Origin of the sequence: Roseateles puraquae (assembly GCF_002205845.1) — a bacterium.
In the GTDB taxonomy this organism is placed as follows: Bacteria; Pseudomonadota; Gammaproteobacteria; order Burkholderiales; family Burkholderiaceae_C; genus Pelomonas; species Pelomonas puraquae.
Window position 1 is genome coordinate 161,782 of the sequence record NZ_NISI01000010.1, and the last position, 14,849, is coordinate 176,630.

A 14,849-nucleotide genomic window follows, 5' to 3' on the forward strand; every position below is an offset into this window, starting at 1 on the left:
TCTGGCTGGGCGCAGGTGGCGCTCCTTGGACGTGGTTATGCGGCCCTGGTGCAGCAGGCCGCCGACAGGGGCGAAAGTTTACTGACGCTTGCATGTCGGCCCCCACCCGGGCCTAGGGGGGCCGAGCCTGGCGCTCAAAGGGCGCGTCAGCTCGCAGCGCTCAAGCCCACGCGCTCATGCTGGCCTGGCGCGCGTTCTGCGGCTCCGTTGCCTCGGTGGGCTGGCCAGGGGCATCGCGAACATCGCCCGACTCCAGGACGCCGCCCGCGGGTGGGAGGGCGCCCTGCTCGGCTTGGCTCGGAAAGGTCGAGACATACCCCAGCGCCAGGACCAGCGTCGCTGTGAGCAACAACGTCACGGTGAGCTTGTGCAAAGACATGGTGGCAGGTGGCGTGGGCAAATCGGGCCTGTCACCATGGTGCGCGAGTGCTGCACCGGGCGGTGTAGGACGGTACCCCGGCATCGCGATCGCGCCGTCCCGTGCTGCTCCGTGCGAACCGCCGGCAGCTGCTCATGTCGCCTGCAGCACCTCGAACTGCAAGCGGTGGGGCTCGATCTCCGTGGAGATGTCATCTCCCACGCACTTGCCCAGCAGGGCCCGCCCGAGCGGTGCGTCCGCACTGATCACCTGGATCGGCTGGCCCCTGCATTCCAGCTTCATGCTGCCCCCAGGTGGACCGAGAAACACCCACTGCCGCCGATCCTGGGCGTCGACAAGGCAGACGGCTGCACCGACCTGAATGCCGAGGGTGTCGTCGTGCGCGCGCGGCCGGAACTGCTGCCACGCCGCGATGGCCTGCCGGATGGCTTCGGCCCGTCGCGCCTGGCCGGTGGCCAGGTAGGCAGCCTCCAGCCCCAGCGTGTCGTACTTGTTCTCGGCGATGTTCTCTTCGTGGGTCGCCGTCTCGTGGGCGGTGAGTGCTGCCTGCTCGGTCAGCAGCAGGTCGGCGGCGAGTCGTTCCAGCACTTGCTGCTGGAGCCAGCGTTTGTCCATGGGAATATTGTCTGAGCAGGAGAGCAAGGTGCCCACGCTCAACTGCCGCGGCAGGAGGTGCGCCTGCCGCGGCGCCCTGCCGTCAATGAAAGTCTTCCTCGCGCTGATGGCGCGCACCGATCACGAGCACCAGCTGGGGCGAGCGGATGTCGAAGCGAAGCACGTACCCCGTGCTGCCGAACGGAATGATGAGTTCCCGCAGGGTCGATCGGACTCCGACCTTGCGGTAGCTGTAAGGCGTCGTCGACAAATGACTCAACGCGACCTGTCGAATGACGTTGATCGCTTCTTCGGCCACGTCGAGTTCTTCGAGCGTTTCAGCGCGATCGAGCGGGAAGTCGTACAGCCGTATCAGATCGTCTTCAGCACTTTGCGTGAATTCAACGACGTAGCTCATCCGCCAAGTTGCTTGCGGCGCTTGGCCAGCCGAGATTCGAGCTTGCCGATGACCTGCGCTGCAGGGATGGACCTGCCGGTGCGCTCATAGTCAGCCAGAGACGCTGCGCATCGCGAGGCGAAGTCTGTCTGGACCTGCCGGTACTCGACTGCGTTGCGTACCGCCACTTCAACGAAGTCGGTCAGCGTCTCGCCTGGGCGAAGCACCGCATCGAGCCCGGCCCGCAGTTCTGCTTCGACACGCACTTGAGGAATGACCGCAGTTTTCATGGCGGCATCGTAGTGCAGATGCACTACGAACTCAACCGATGAACCCGTGGCGAGTTCGTCCTGACGGCATGCGGCGAATCGCCATGGCTGAGTTGCCGGTCGATCGGGCGCGTGGCGCAGCGGTCAACGCGCCGTGCGATAAGGCTCCGCCGCCGGCAGGAAGTCCTGCTCGCGCATGGCGCCGGCCACCCAGTCTTCCACGGCGGGGTGGGCGAGGAGGGCGTCGCGGTAGGCGGCGGCAGCGTCGGACACCGGCAGGCTGAAGCGGCTCAACCGGATCGCCACGGGCGCGAAGAAGGCGTCCACCGCGCCAAATTCGCCGAACAGGAAGGGGCCGCCGCTGGCGGCGAGGGCCTCGCGCCAGGCTGCGTCCAGGCGCGTGACGTCGGCGCGCAAGGCCTCGTCGTCGGCCCACAGCGTCTGGCCGACCTCCGGCAGGAAGGCCTCGATGTTCATCGGGCAGACCGTGCGCAGCTGCGTGAAGCCGGCATGCATCTCGGCGCAGAGGCTGCGAGCGCGTGCACGGGCCTGGCGGTCGCGCGGCCAGATGGCGTGGTCGGGGTAGGCGTCGGCGATGAATTCGGTGATGGCGAGCGAGTCCCAGACCGCAAAGCCGTCATCGTCCACCAGCACCGGCAGCTTGCCCGCGGGGCTCACGCCGGCCAGTTCCTGCCGCCAGGCGGCGCCGGGCGTGAAGTCCAGCCGCAGCATCACCTCGTCATGAGGAATGCCGAACGCCCCCAGCAGCACACCACTGCGCATGGACCAGGACGAGTAGTTCTTGTTGCCGATGTAGAGCTTCATGGGGCCTTTCTGCTTCAGAGGGCCGAGCCTAATCGTCAGTGGCGGCTCAAGTGTTGAGCAATTCGCAAGGGATCAATGCCGCGCGCGCCAGGCATCCAGCCGCGCCACGCCCATGCCGGGGGCCAGGTAGGTGGGCAGCACGGCCTCCAGCGTGGCAGGCGTGATGCCCAGCTCGGCCAGGCCCGGATGCTGGCCGCTGGCCACGTTGGGCACGGTCAGCGAGGCGAGGTTGTCGCGCGAGAGCAGGGGTTCGCCGGGCAGGCATTCCATGGCCAGCGCCTGCAATGTGGCCAGCGGCCCGGGCAAGGGCAGCACCGGGCGCGGGTGCCCCACGCAACGCCCCGCCAGGCGCACCAGTTCCGCCAGCGTCAGCACGCGCGGGCCGGCCACGTCGTAGACCTGGCCAATGGCTTCACGGCGCAGCAGCACCTGCACCAGGGCGGCGGCCAGGTCCTGCACCCACACCGGTTGCAGCCGGGCATCGGCACCACCGAGCGGCATCAGCGGGAACAGCCGCTGCAGGTCGGCAAAGAGGTTGATGCTGCGATCACCCGCGCCAAAGACCAGCGAGGGCCGCACGCGGGTGAGGGCCAGGCCTTGCGTCTTCGCGGCCGCTTCGAGCACCGCCTCGCCCGCCGCCTTGCTGCGCAGGTAGCGCGAGGGCGCCTGCGCCGACACGCCCAGGGCGCTCACATGCACCAGCCGCTGCACGCCCGTGGCCTGCATGGCGGCGGCGATGCGGCGGGGCAGTTCCACATGGACGCGCTCGAACGCGGCTTCGCTGCCCTGCAGGATGGCGATCAGGTTGACCACCGCATCATGGCCGGGCAGCAGGCGGGGCAGGTCGTTGAAGACGTCGGCCTGCAGCACGGTGACGCCGGGCAGCGGCTGCACGGCTTGCGCATGCCGCAGCCGCCGCGTGGGCACGGTGATGCGCACGCCGGCGCCGAGCTGGCGGGTCAACTGCTCGCACAGCGCGCGGCCGACGAAGCCGCTGCCGCCGAGCACCAGGACGGAAAGGCTCATGACTTGTTGTCTCCCACCGCCGCAGGCGGCACATCGCTGACATCGCCGCGCGCTCCGGCGGGGCCGACGCTGGCGCCCAGCCGCTCGCGCAGCGACGTGGCCGGCAGGCCCAGCACCTGCGCATAGACGGCACCGCCCAGCAGCACCTTGCGGACGTAGTCGCGGGTTTCGTTGAAGGGGATGTTCTCGGCCCAGACGGCGGCGTCAAGCACCGGGCCGTCACGCCAGCGCGCGGGCCGGCCAGGGCCGGCGTTGTAGGCCGCCGCAGCCAGGGCCTGGGCGCCGTCGAAGCGGTCGAGCACCAGCTTGAGGTACTGCGTGCCGATGCGCAGGTTGAAATCGCGGTCGTGCATGCGCTCGGCGTTGTAGTCCAGGCCCACCTTGCGGGCCGTCCACTTGGCCGTGGCGGGCATGACCTGCATCAGGCCGGCGGCGCCCACGTGCGAGCGGGCATCCAGCACGAAGCGCGATTCCTGGCGGATGAGGCCATAGACATAGGCCGCATCGACGCCGGCCACCTGGGCTTCGCGCAGCAGCTCGGCGCGGTGCGGCTGGGGGTAGCGCTGGGCGATGTCGATCTCGTTGCGCGTGCGCTCGCTGGTGTTGATGCAGCGGTCCCACACCTCGCGGTCGCAGGCCTCCTGGGCGGCCGCGAGCAGCGCGCGGTCGTTCATGCCGCGCAGCGAGAAGTTCCATTCGCGCACGCCTTCGCTGCGCAGGCCCAGGTCGATCAGCTGCAGCGCACGCATGAGGCCCGCATGGCCGCGGGCGGCGCGACGCTCTTCGGCCGTCAGCGGTGCGGGAGCGGGCGGCAGCGGCGTGGGCAGGGCGAGGTCTTCCGCGGCGAGGCGCCCGAAGAAGTTCAGCGTGGCGCCGGGCGTGCCGGTGGCCAGCGCGGTGAGCTGGGCGCGAGCCGCGGGGCCGTCGCCCTGCATGCGCGTGGCGCGGGCCTTCCAGTAGACCCAGGCCGGGTCGCGCTGCTCGGTGGGCGTCATGCGCTCGATGGCGCGCAGGGCCAGCGCGGGTGATTTGGCGCGCAGCGCAGCCCGGGCCGCCCAGGCCAGGGATTCATCAGTCCACGGCAGGTCGGGCGCCAGCTTCTCGGCGCGCTCAAAAGCGGCGGTGGCATCGTCCTGCAGCCGCAGGGCTTCCTGGCGGCCGATCTGCACCCAGAGCCAGGCCTGCAGTTCGTTGGGCAGGCGGCTCCATTTGTCGCGCAGCAGGTCGGCGGCCTGGTCGGGGTCGTTGCCGGCCACGCGGGCCAGGGCCAGGGTCGTCAGTTCGGCTTCGGCGCGTGGTGAGGTGCGCGCCTTGCGGGTGAGGTAGCGGCCGGCGTTGTCCTGCAGCTCGGCGAGCTTCTGGTCGAGCAGCTTGGTGCCCAGCAGCGCGACCGCCTGGCGCGCGGCCCGCGGGCGTGATTGCTCGGTAGCCAGGCGCGCCTTGGCCCAGAGCGTGTCGGGCTTGAAGACGCCGGCATCCACCATCGTGCTGGCCAGCTGCTGGCAGCCGTCGTCGCCATCCTTCTGGGCGAACCAGGCGGCACGCGCGGTGTCGGCCGAGACCTTGCTGCCGGCGAGGTGGTCGGCGAGCAGCGCGTAGCAGGCGACCTCGCGGTCGTCGCGCATCTGGTAGCTGGCATGGTCGCGGCGGAAGTTGGCCCAGTCGCGGCGGCGGCCGAGCTCCAGCAGCCAGTCGTTGCGCAGCCGGTCTTCCACATAACTGCCCGGGTAGCGGGTATAGAAGGCGTCCATCTCCGGCTGGCGCACTTCGGCCAGGCGGGCGTTCAGTTCAAAGTAGTCGACCCAGCCGGCCAGCGCATGGCCCTGGCTGCGCGCGGTGTCGGCCAGGCTCGCCAGGCGCTTGCGGTCACGCTTGACCCAGGCCTCGCGGGCCTGCACGGCGAGGTCGGGCGCGTTGGCGGGCGTGCCGGCAGGCGTCTGTGCGCTGCCCGCGGCCGGCAGCAGGGTCACGCACAGCAGCAGCCGGGCGGCCACCTGCATCGGCCGGCGGCCCAAGACATCCAAAATCGCCCACTGCTTCACCACCACTGCACTCCTTGCCATGACCAGCCCCAGCCCCGACCGCGCCGCCCTGCGCCGTGAACTGCTGGCCGCGCGCCGCACCTTTGCGGCCTCGCCGGCCTTTGCCGCAGCCCAGGCGGCGCTGGACGCACCGCTGCGCGACCTGCTGGCCCAGCTGGAACCGGAACTGCTCGGGGTCTACTGGCCTCTGCCTGGGGAATTTAACCCAGGGGCGCTGCCCTACGCGCGTGCTTTGCCATTCGCGCGGCGTGAGCCGGCACAAATGAACTTCCGGCGCTGGGACGGTGAGCCGCCCGCGGCCCAGGACGAATGCGGCATCGCCACCGCCGGCGGTGCGGTGGCCGTGCCCGACGTGGTGCTGGTGCCTTGTGTGGGCTTCACCCGCGAGGGCTTCCGGCTGGGCTATGGTGGGGGCTACTTCGACCGCTTTCTGGCGGCCCATCCCGGGGTGACCACCGTGGGGCTGGCCTGGAGCGGCAGCGAGGCCCGCTTCGAGGTGCAGGCGCACGACCTGCCGCTCACCCTCATCCTGACCGAGCGCGAGCTGATCGCGCCCTGATCCACAGAAAGGCCTCCGCACGATGCACGACGGCATGACCCTGATCTCCACGCTGGCCGCGGCCTTCGGCCTGGCGCTGGTGCTGGGCCTGCTCGCCCAGTGGGCTCGGCTGCCGGCGCTGGTGGGCTATCTGCTGGCCGGCGTGTTGATCGGGCCGTACACGCCCGGCTTCGTGGGCGACCTGCATCTGGCGCAGCAGCTGTCGGAGGTAGGCGTGATGCTGCTGATGTTCGGGGTGGGCCTGCACTTCTCGGTGAGTGATCTGATGTCGGTCAAGGGCATCGCGCTGCCGGGCGCCATCGTGCAGATGGCGGCGGCCACTGGCATGGGCGCGGGGCTCGCGCATGGGTGGTGGGGTTGGGAGCTGGGTGCGGCGCTCGTGTTCGGCCTGGCGCTGTCAGTGGCCAGCACGGTGGTGCTGCTGCGGGCGCTGGAGGCGCGCGAGCTGCTGCACACCGGCAACGGGCGTATCGCGGTGGGCTGGCTGGTGGTGGAAGACCTGGCCATGGTGCTGGCGCTGGTGCTCATCCCCGCGCTGGGCCGCCGCGGCGAGGGGGGCGGGGCCGAGCTTGCCTGGACGATTGCCAAGACGCTGGTCGCCGTGGCCGGGTTCGTGGCGGTGATGCTGGTGGCCGGCCGGCGCCTGCTGCCCTGGCTGCTGTGGCAGGTCAACCGCACGGGTTCGCGCGAGCTGTTCACGCTGGCGACGGTCGCGGCAGCGGTGGGCCTGGCGGTGGGCGCGGCGGCGCTGTTTGGCGTCAGCGTGGCGCTGGGCGCCTTCTTCGCGGGGCTGGTGCTGCGTGAGTCGGCCTTCAGCGAGCGCGCCGCGCATGAGAGCCTGCCGCTGCGGGACGCCTTTGCGGTGCTGTTCTTCGTGGCTGTGGGCATGCTGTTCGACCCCATGGTGCTGGTGCGTGAGCCGCTGGCGGTGCTGGCCACCGTGGCCGTCATCCTGGTGGGCAAGACGGTGGCGGCCGGCGCCCTGGTGCTGCTGCTGCGCTACCCGCTGTCCACTGCGCTGACGGTCGCGGTGAGCCTCGCGCAGATCGGTGAATTCAGCTTCATCCTGCTGGGCCTGGGGCAGAGCCTGGGCCTGGTGCCGCCCGAGGCCACCAGCCTGGTGGTGGCCGGGGCCATCGTGTCGATTGCACTGAATCCGCTGCTCTTCTCGGGCGTGGAGCCGCTGCGGCGCTGGGTGCTGGCTCGCTCGGCCTGGGCGCGCCGGCTGGAGGCGCGCGACGACCCGCTGGCCGAGCTGCCGGCCGACACGCCCAGCAGCTCGCTCGCCGGCCAGATCGTGCTGGTGGGCTACGGCACGCTGGGCACCGCGCTGCATGAGCAACTCGGCGCGCGCCCGGTGGTCGTCATCGACCGGGACCGCGATGTGGTGGAAGCCCTGCGCAGCCACGGCCAGGCGGCCGTGCTGGGCGATGCGGCTGAGGCCATGACGCTTGTGCAGGCCCACATTGCCCAGGCCGCGTGGCTGGTGGTCGCCCTGGCCGATGTGCGCGGCGTGCCGGCGCTGCTGGACCTGGCGCGCCAGCTCAACCCCGCGCTGCGCTGCGCGGTGCTGGCGCATACCGACGAAGAAGAGCAATGGCTGGCCGAGTCCGGCGTGAGTCATGTGCTGCGCTCGCAGCGGGCGCTGGCCGAGGCGCTGGCGCGCGTGGTGGCTGAGCCCCGGCCGCAGGCGGCGCCGGCGCACTGACCCGCGTCAGACGCTGGCCAGCTGCTCTCGCGTGCGCGCAGCCTGCTCGCGCACCCAGTCGGCAAAGGCCTGCACCTCCGGCCGGGCTGACGCGGCCGGGGCCGGGATGAGCCAGTAGGCATAGGGGCTGGTCAGGCGGCCGGCGGGGCCGAAGGGCTCCAGCAGTTCGGCCCGCTGCAGATGCTCATGCACCAGCGGCAGCCGCGCCAGCGCCACGCCCTGGCCGGCGAGGGCGGCCTGGATCTGCTGGTAGGTGAAGTTGAAGTACATCCAGCGCAGCGGCTGCAGGTCGGGCTCGCGCTGCCGCGTCAGCCAGTGCCGCCATGACAGGAACTCGGCACTCGGGCGCGGGTCGTCTTCCTCGGTCAGCGCGTGGGCGGCCAGGTCGGCCGGGCGGCGCAGCTCGGGCAGGCGGCCATTGCGCGCGGACTCGGCATACCAGGGGCTGACCACGGGCGACACCGTCTCCTCGAACATCAGCTCGGCCGGCGAGGACAGGCCCGTGCCGGAGATGTAGCGCAGCGCCAGGTCGTGCTCGCCGTCTTCCAGGTCGACCAGGCCGTCCTGGGCCGACACGCGGATGTCGATGTCGGGATGGTGCTTCTGGAAATCGCACAGCCGCGGGATGAGCCACAGCGAAGCGAACGAGGCGAAGGTGGTCACGTTCACCACGCGCCGGCCGCGGGTGCGGCGGATCTGGCGCACGGTCTGGTCGAGCTTGGACAGCACCGCGACCGCTGTCGGCAACAGCACCGCGCCGTCCACCGACAACTCCACCTTGCGGGTGCCGCGCAGGAACAGGGTGCAGCCGATCTCCTCCTCCAGCGACTGGATCTGCCGGCTGATGGCCGACTGGGTGAGGCTCAGCTCCTCGGCCGCGGCGCGGAAGGACAGCAGCCGCGCGACCGCCTCGAAGGCGCGCAGCGGGCCGATGGACAAGGGGCGCTGGCGGATCGGCTGATTCATGCGCGGATGGTATCAATCAGCGCCGCGGAGTCATTGGACCGCCGTGGGGCCACTCAGCAGAATCCCTGACATCAACGCAGGAGCAAGATCATGAGCGATGCGCAATCCACATGGCATCTGGACGGGGGCCGGGCCCTGACCCTGGCGGCAGGTGCTGAGGCGCGCCGGCTGGCGGTGGCGCGCGGCCGGGTCTGGCTGACGCTGTCGGGCACCCCCGAGCAACCCGCCGAGGACTGCTGGCTGGAAGCTGGTCAGGCCGTGGCGCTGGCCCCGGGGCAGACCGCGGTGCTGGAAGGCTGGCCAGCAGCCGACTTTGAAGTGCTGGTGCCGCCGACCTCAGCCCCGGCGCGTGGTGGGCTTCTGGGTCGCCGGCTTCTTGGCCGCTGATTTCTTCCCTGGCGACGTTCTCGCGGCCGACTTTCGCGCCGCCGATGCGGCCGCCTTCGCCGCCTTGGCGTTGGCGGCCCGCAGCGCGGCCTCCATGGCCAGCCGGGCCCAGGGCAGCATCAAGGGCGGCGACTCCAGCGCGTCCTCGGGTGGGCGGCGGTAGTGGGTCACCACCGTCTCACCGTCCTTCGGAAAGGTGAAGTGGGCGCAACCGGCGTCGTCGAACCGGTGGCGGTTGACGTCATCCGACTTCAGGAACAACTGGCCGTCGTCGATGATGGCCACGAAAAGGCCGTCGACATACAGGCCCTGGCCGCCGAACATGCGGCGCACCCGCACCGGGCCGAGCGGCATCAGCATTTCCACGCAGAGGTCGGTGAAGGGGTCGGCCATGCGCGCAAATGTAAGCTCGCGCTTCATGGACGCCAACGACCGCGCCGCGCTGCGGCACAAGCTGATCGAACAACGCCTGGCCCTGCCCGACCGCCTGGCGCGCGCGGCCGACCTGCAGGAGGTGCTGCGGGTGTGGCTGCTGCGGCGCAAGGAGCTCACCATTGGCGCCTACTGGCCCATCAAGGGCGAGTTTGACCCGCTGCCAGCGCTGTACCGCTGGAGCGAGAGTCATCCCGATCGCCGCATCGGCCTGCCAGTGGTCGACAAGGTGCACCGCACGCTGCGCTTTCATGTCTGGTACCCCGGCTGCCCGATGGAGGAAGACGCCTTCCACATCCCCAAGCCCAAGGACACCGAGGAGTTCCGTCCCCAGTTGATGCTCGTGCCCTGTCTGGGCTTCGGGCCCTGCGGCCTGCGGTTGGGCTACGGCGGCGGCTTCATGGACAAGACCCTGGCCGAGATGCAGCCCCGCCCGGCGGCTGTGGGCATCGGTTATGCGCACGGCTTCCTGCCGCTGCTCAAGCCCAGCGCGCTGGACGTGCCGCTGGACGCGATGCTGACGGAGGAAGGCGTGGTGTGGGACCGGGAGGGGTGAGCGCCGTCACCCGGTCTGTTGGCCAGGCAGCGTGCTGCGCCGCCGGAAGCAACCCCCAGCCCTTCTAGAACGCCCCACGCTCGGGCGCGCCATGCCACTGTTGTGGGTCTGGCGCCCAGCGGGCGTCGGGCGGCCGCTCCAGCAGGGCAGCCGCCAGGTCTTCGAGCGGCACCCCGAGGTGCTCCCGGGCGGCGGCGCTGCCGCCATCGGCCATGTCGGCCGCGAGCACGAACGAGCAGAAGCGCGCCCAGTCGGCGGCGAGCTGTGAGACCAGGATGCGCGCGAGGTCATAAGACAGCTCATTGCCCTCGTCCGCCCGCAGGAAGGACTTGCCCGACCAGAAGGCCTGGATCTCGGCGGCGCCCCAGAACTGCTGGTGCCGGGCGTGCATCTGTTGTGGGCTGGGCCGGTTACCAAAGGTATTGGGTGGTGGCGGGCACAGGCGCTGCTCGGTGTTGACGGCCAGGCCCTCGTTCAGCCAGGCGGGCAAGGGTAGGTGGCTCAGGCAACTGTGCGTCAGCTCGTGGGCGATGACGGGCTCGACCGCGCGCAGGTCGGCCTTGACGGTGGCAAAGTGCGCGCAGCCCGCGTTGATGAAGACGCCTCCGCTGCCGGCGAACTCGCCGGCGCCCGGGTAGTAGTGCGCCAGGTAGCGGTAATAGGTGGCGTCGTCGTCGAAGACGATGAGGATCTCCTGCTCATGCGCCTGCGCGGGGCGCGCCAGGCCGTCGAGCACGCGCACGATGCGCTGGTGGGTCTTGTCGACGAAGTGGACCGTGGCTGCGGCGACACGCTCGTCAAGGCTGGACAGGAGCACGATCTGGCCTTTCTGAACCACGTGGTAGCCCGGGCCGAGCGTGGCGCCGAGGTGCTCTAGCCAGGCGAGTTCACACGCTGCCCAGGCCTGTGCCTGGGCGCCCTGTGCAGCGATGCCGCTAGCCCACGCTTGCGCGGCCTCCCAATCCAGCACCGGCAGGCCGTTCGCGTCGACCAGGTTTGCGACGATGTCGAAATCAGCGACGCCCGCAGCGGCCACCCGTGTTGTGGGGGCGGCGCTGGGCTGCCTCACGGGGGCGGTGCCTGTGTCAGGCTGCCGTGTCACGAGCGAACGGAGGAGCTTCAGCATGCGGCGGTGCGTCAAGTCGGGCGTCGGCCGGACTATGGCAGCTCGCAGCCGGCGCCTCTCAGCCCCGCCAGGCCGCCGCGATGCGACCGACCTCCGCCAGCACCTTCTGGCCGGCTTCGAAAGGCTGGCGGCGGTCTGCTTTCGGCGCTTCGTAGAACGCCGCGACGACGAGCGGTGCGCGCCCAGGTGGCCAGCAGACCGCCACGTCATTGACCTTGGGCGGCAGCGGCTCGTCCCAGAACGTGCCCGTCTTGTCGCCGGCGCGCCAGCCCTTGGGCAGGCCCGCGCGCAGGCGGTGGCGGCCGGTTTCGGTCTTCTCCATCCAGCTGACGAGGAGGGCCCGCGAGGCCGGCTTCAGCACGTCGCCCAGCGTGATGCGCTGCACCAGGGCGGCCAGGGCAGCGGGCGTGGAGGTGTCGCGCGCGTCGCCCGGCGGCATCTGGTTCATCTCGGGCTCGTAGCGGTCCAGGCGCGTCGTGGCATCGCCGATCTCGCGCAGCCGGGTGGTCAGTCCGGCCGGGCCGTCGATGAGCTTGAGCAGCAGGTTGGCCGCGGGGTTGTCGCTGGTGACCTGCGCCGCCTCGGCCAGCTCAGCCACGGTCATGTGGCCGCGGGCCAGGTGCTGGCTCGTGACCGGGGCGTGATTGAGCATGTCGGCCTTGCCGAAGGGCACCGCCTGGTCGAGCGGCAACCGGCCGAGGTCGGACTCGCGCAGGATCATGGCGGCCAGCGGCAGCTTGAACACCGAGCACAGGGCGAAGCGCTCGTCCAGCCGCAGGCCCGTCTGGGCGCCGGTGCCGGTGTCCAGGATGGCCACGCCCAGCCGGCCGCCGGCGCGGCGTTCCAGGGCGCGCAGGGCCGGCAGCTCAGGCTCGGCCGGGCGGGCGAAGGCGGGCAATGTCAGCGCGGCCGTGGCGGCAGCCAGCGCTTGGCGGCGGGTGAGTTGGCTCATAGATCTTCTCGGGTGAGTGGCAGATGGCGCGCATTCTTCGGGCGCGCTTCCCTGGGCACAATGGATGGTTTCTGAGGTCAGCTCTTAGTTTTGTTTGGGGTCATCGTGTCGTTGAACGGGGTGTCGTTGAACGGGTTGCGCGCCTTCGAAGCGGCGGCCCGGCACTTGAACCTGAGCCGCGCGGCCGAGGAGCTGTGCGTGACGCAGGCGGCCGTGAGCCACCAGGTCAAGGCGCTGGAGGCGCAGCTTGGTCGCCCGCTCTTTCGCCGGCATGCGCGCGGCCTGCTGCTGACCGACGAAGGCGAGGCGCTCGCGCCGGTGGTGGCCCAGGCCTTCGAGCGCATGGGCGCCGCGTTGGTGGCCTTGCGTGAGGGCGGGCCGGCCGAGGTGCTGACGGTCGGCGTGGTGGGCACCTTCGCGCTGGGCTTTCTGCTGGAGCGGCTGGCGGACTTCCGCGCCGGCCACCCGCGCATCGAGCTGCGCGTGCAGACCCACAACAACAAGGTCGACCTAGCCGCCGAGGGCCTGGACCTGGCCATCCGCTTCGGCGATGGCGCCTGGCGCAGTGTCGAGGCCGAGCCCTTGCTGGCGGCGCCGCTCGCACCCCTTTGCGACCCGGCGATGGCGGCGCGCCTGGCGGTGCCCGAAGACCTCGCGCGCGTGCCCCTGCTGCGCTCCTACCGCGCAGGCGACTGGCCCGCCTGGCTGGCCCTGGCGGGCGCGCCGCGCGTGGTGGCGCGCGGTCCGATGTTCGACGCGTCGACGCTGATGGTGCAGGCCGCTTTGCGCGGTGAAGGCGTGGCGCTGGCGCCGCCTTGTATGTTCACGCGCGAGCTGCGCGCTGGCCGCCTGGTGCAGCCGTTTGCGCAGACGTTGGATGCCGGCAGCTACTGGCTCACGCGGCAGCTTTCGCGCGAGCCCACGATGGCGATGCGGGCCTTTGCGGATTGGCTGCGTGCCGAGTGCGGCGCGATGGCGATCGATTGACGCGGCCAGGGTGCGGCGCGGCGGCGGCGGCCCGCACCTGCCCGAGAATGAGCGCCTCTGAACGCCACAAGCGAGCCACGCCATGCCTACCCGCGCCCTCCTGCTGCTGTCCACCACCCTCCTGCTGACCCAGGCCGCCCACGCCGCCCCCAAGCCCTGCGACGAACTCAAGGCCGAGATCGCCGCCAAGCTCGACGAGAAGGGCGTGAAGGGCTACGAGATCACCGCGGTCGACACCGACAAGGTCGGCGACGCCAAGGTCATCGGCAGCTGCGACGGTGGCAGCAAGAAGCTCACCTACGTGCGCAAGTGAGGCCTCGGCCATGAGCCTGTATCTGGACCACCTCGCCACGCTGCAGCGCCAGGCCGAAGCCGCGCTGGAACGCGCCGGGCATGACGCGCTGGTGATTGCCGCCGGCATCGAGAAGTACGCCTTCCTCGACGACCGGCCTTATCTCTTCCAGGCCAACCCGCACTTCAAGCACTGGCTGCCGCTGACCAACCACCCGCATTCGTGGATGGCAGTTCGCCCGGGGCACAAGCCGCGGGTCGTCTACTACCAGCCGCACGACTACTGGCATGTGCCGCCCGAGGCGCCGAGTGGCGAGTGGGTGGCGGCGGTCGAGCTGGTGGTCATCCGCGAGCCCGAGCAGGCCGCCCGAGCGCTGGCTGACCTCGTCACGCCGCGCACCGCCCTCCTCGGCGAGGCCGATGCGGCGCTGCCGGGGCTGGTGCCCAACAACCCCGAGCGGCTGCTCAACCTGCTGCACTGGGCGCGTGGCGTGAAGACGCCCTACGAACTGGAACAGATGCGCGCCGCCCAGCGCCGCGCGGTGCCGGGCCACCTGGCCGCACGCGCGGCCTTCCTGCAAGGTGAGAGCGAGGCCGGCATCCACCGCGCCTACCTGCTGGCCACCGGCCACACCGACCGCGACCTGCCCTACACCAACATCATTGGCCTGAATGAGCATGCCGCGGTGCTGCACTACCAGTACCAGGACGCCAGCCCGCCAGCGCAGGCGCGCAGCTTCCTGATCGATGCTGGCGCCCAGGTGAACGGTTATGCCAGCGACATCACCCGCACCTGGGCGGCACCCGGGCATGAGGAGTTCGCCGCGCTGATCGCCGCCATGGAGCGCGAGCAGCTCGCCCTGGTGGACGAAGTGCGCGAAGGTGTGGACTACCGCGACATCCACCTCAGCACGCACCGCCGCGTGGCCCGCGTGCTGCGCGAGGCCGGCATCGTGCGCATGAGCGACGAGGCCATGGTGGCCGAAGGCGTCACCAAGCCCTTCTTCCCACACGGCATCGGCCATCTGCTGGGCCTGCAGGTGCACGACGTGGGCGGCTTCATGGCCAGCGAGGAAGGCGGCGTTGCGGCCAAGCCCGAGGGCCACCGCTATCTGCGCCTGACGCGCCCCCTGCAGGCCGGCATGGTGGTCACCATCGAACCGGGCCTGTACTTCATCCCGATGCTGCTGGACGAACTGCGCGCGACCCCGCATGCGGCCCAGGTCGACTGGGCGGCCGTCGAGCGGCTGTCGCGCTACGGCGGCATCCGCATCGAAGACGACGTGGCCTGCCGGGCGAGGGGTGAGGCGCCGGAGAACTTGACGCGGGATGCGTTTGCGGCGGCATGAGGCG

The 14,849-nt window shown here is 70.8% G+C and carries 18 protein-coding genes; 7 read left to right on the forward strand and 11 right to left on the reverse strand.

Annotated features, from left to right (window positions below):
• Nucleotides 1-160: 160 nt before the first annotated feature.
• The 7 genes from CDO81_RS20925 to CDO81_RS20955 all read right to left on the reverse strand — a co-directional run bounded on the left by CDO81_RS20925 (nt 161) and on the right by CDO81_RS20955 (nt 5,553).
• On the reverse strand, nt 161-379 hold the full coding sequence (locus tag CDO81_RS20925) for a hypothetical protein (RefSeq protein ID WP_088485181.1): 219 nt from the start codon (nt 377-379) through the stop codon (nt 161-163).
• Nucleotides 380-511: 132 nt separating this feature from the next.
• On the reverse strand, nt 512-994 hold the full coding sequence (locus CDO81_RS20930; protein ID WP_088485182.1) for a GreA/GreB family elongation factor: 483 nt from the start codon (nt 992-994) through the stop codon (nt 512-514).
• A gap of 82 nt (nt 995-1,076) precedes the next feature.
• Nucleotides 1,077-1,391 (reverse strand): type II toxin-antitoxin system RelE/ParE family toxin, encoded by a 315-nt coding sequence (locus tag CDO81_RS20935; RefSeq protein WP_088485183.1) that lies wholly within the window; start codon nt 1,389-1,391, stop codon nt 1,077-1,079.
• On the reverse strand, nt 1,388-1,684 hold the full coding sequence (locus tag CDO81_RS20940) for a YlcI/YnfO family protein (protein WP_241517083.1): 297 nt from the start codon (nt 1,682-1,684) through the stop codon (nt 1,388-1,390). Before CDO81_RS20940 ends, CDO81_RS20935 begins: the two co-directional genes overlap by 4 nt.
• A gap of 99 nt (nt 1,685-1,783) precedes the next feature.
• A complete protein-coding gene (locus CDO81_RS20945; RefSeq protein WP_088485184.1) occupies nt 1,784-2,464 on the reverse strand; it encodes a glutathione S-transferase in 681 nt (226 codons plus the stop codon).
• Between the two features lie 72 nt (nt 2,465-2,536).
• Nucleotides 2,537-3,490, reverse strand: a complete 954-nt coding sequence (locus tag CDO81_RS20950; RefSeq protein ID WP_088485185.1) for a complex I NDUFA9 subunit family protein — start codon at nt 3,488-3,490, stop codon at nt 2,537-2,539.
• Nucleotides 3,487-5,553 (reverse strand): lytic transglycosylase domain-containing protein, encoded by a 2,067-nt coding sequence (locus CDO81_RS20955; protein WP_088485186.1) that lies wholly within the window; start codon nt 5,551-5,553, stop codon nt 3,487-3,489. The genes CDO81_RS20950 and CDO81_RS20955 overlap by 4 nt, the downstream gene beginning before the upstream one ends.
• Between CDO81_RS20955 and CDO81_RS20960 the strand changes: the two genes are divergently transcribed.
• Together CDO81_RS20960 and CDO81_RS20965 are read left to right on the forward strand one after the other, a co-directional pair.
• Complete coding sequence (locus tag CDO81_RS20960; protein ID WP_088485187.1) at nt 5,552-6,091, forward strand: 5-formyltetrahydrofolate cyclo-ligase; 540 nt, start codon at nt 5,552-5,554, stop codon at nt 6,089-6,091. The two genes, CDO81_RS20955 and CDO81_RS20960, sit on opposite strands and share 2 nt — an antisense overlap.
• A 22-nt stretch (nt 6,092-6,113) precedes the next feature.
• Nucleotides 6,114-7,799: a cation:proton antiporter domain-containing protein gene (locus CDO81_RS20965; protein WP_088485188.1), complete on the forward strand. Its 1,686-nt coding sequence runs from the start codon at nt 6,114-6,116 to the stop codon at nt 7,797-7,799.
• Nucleotides 7,800-7,805: 6 nt separating this feature from the next.
• On the opposite strand, the gene CDO81_RS20970 is transcribed toward CDO81_RS20965, so the two are convergent.
• On the reverse strand, nt 7,806-8,765 hold the full coding sequence (locus tag CDO81_RS20970) for a LysR substrate-binding domain-containing protein (protein WP_088485189.1): 960 nt from the start codon (nt 8,763-8,765) through the stop codon (nt 7,806-7,808).
• A gap of 90 nt (nt 8,766-8,855) precedes the next feature.
• Between CDO81_RS20970 and CDO81_RS20975 the strand changes: the two genes are divergently transcribed.
• Nucleotides 8,856-9,152 (forward strand): DUF2917 domain-containing protein, encoded by a 297-nt coding sequence (locus CDO81_RS20975; RefSeq protein WP_088485190.1) that lies wholly within the window; start codon nt 8,856-8,858, stop codon nt 9,150-9,152.
• Here CDO81_RS20975 and CDO81_RS20980 read toward each other — a convergent pair.
• Nucleotides 9,102-9,545, reverse strand: coding sequence for a TfoX/Sxy family protein (locus CDO81_RS20980; protein WP_088485191.1), 444 nt, complete (start codon nt 9,543-9,545; stop codon nt 9,102-9,104). The two genes, CDO81_RS20975 and CDO81_RS20980, sit on opposite strands and share 51 nt — an antisense overlap.
• A gap of 25 nt (nt 9,546-9,570) precedes the next feature.
• Here CDO81_RS20980 and CDO81_RS20985 point away from each other — a divergent pair, with 25 nt between their 5' ends.
• Entirely contained in the window at nt 9,571-10,140 is a 570-nt protein-coding gene (locus tag CDO81_RS20985; RefSeq protein ID WP_088485289.1) for a 5-formyltetrahydrofolate cyclo-ligase, read from the forward strand.
• 64 nt (nt 10,141-10,204) lie between these two features.
• On the opposite strand, the gene CDO81_RS20990 is transcribed toward CDO81_RS20985, so the two are convergent.
• Both CDO81_RS20990 and bla read right to left on the reverse strand, forming a co-directional pair.
• A complete protein-coding gene (locus CDO81_RS20990) occupies nt 10,205-11,266 on the reverse strand; it encodes a hypothetical protein (RefSeq protein ID WP_144397340.1) in 1,062 nt (353 codons plus the stop codon).
• A 58-nt stretch (nt 11,267-11,324) separates the two neighbouring features.
• Nucleotides 11,325-12,218, reverse strand: a complete 894-nt coding sequence (bla, locus tag CDO81_RS20995) for a class A beta-lactamase (RefSeq protein ID WP_088485193.1) — start codon at nt 12,216-12,218, stop codon at nt 11,325-11,327.
• A gap of 105 nt (nt 12,219-12,323) precedes the next feature.
• On the opposite strand from bla, the gene CDO81_RS21000 reads away from it, so the two are divergent.
• The 3 genes from CDO81_RS21000 (at nt 12,324) to pepQ (ending at nt 14,845) form a co-directional block, all read left to right on the forward strand.
• Nucleotides 12,324-13,205 (forward strand): LysR substrate-binding domain-containing protein, encoded by an 882-nt coding sequence (locus CDO81_RS21000; RefSeq protein WP_088485290.1) that lies wholly within the window; start codon nt 12,324-12,326, stop codon nt 13,203-13,205.
• A gap of 82 nt (nt 13,206-13,287) precedes the next feature.
• A complete protein-coding gene (locus tag CDO81_RS21005; RefSeq protein ID WP_088485194.1) occupies nt 13,288-13,518 on the forward strand; it encodes a DUF1161 domain-containing protein in 231 nt (76 codons plus the stop codon).
• Between the two features lie 10 nt (nt 13,519-13,528).
• Nucleotides 13,529-14,845 carry a Xaa-Pro dipeptidase gene (gene pepQ, locus CDO81_RS21010; protein ID WP_088485195.1) on the forward strand — a complete coding sequence of 439 codons (1,317 nt, stop codon included), beginning with the start codon at nt 13,529-13,531 and terminating at the stop codon, nt 14,843-14,845.
• Nucleotides 14,846-14,849: the final 4 nt, after the last annotated feature.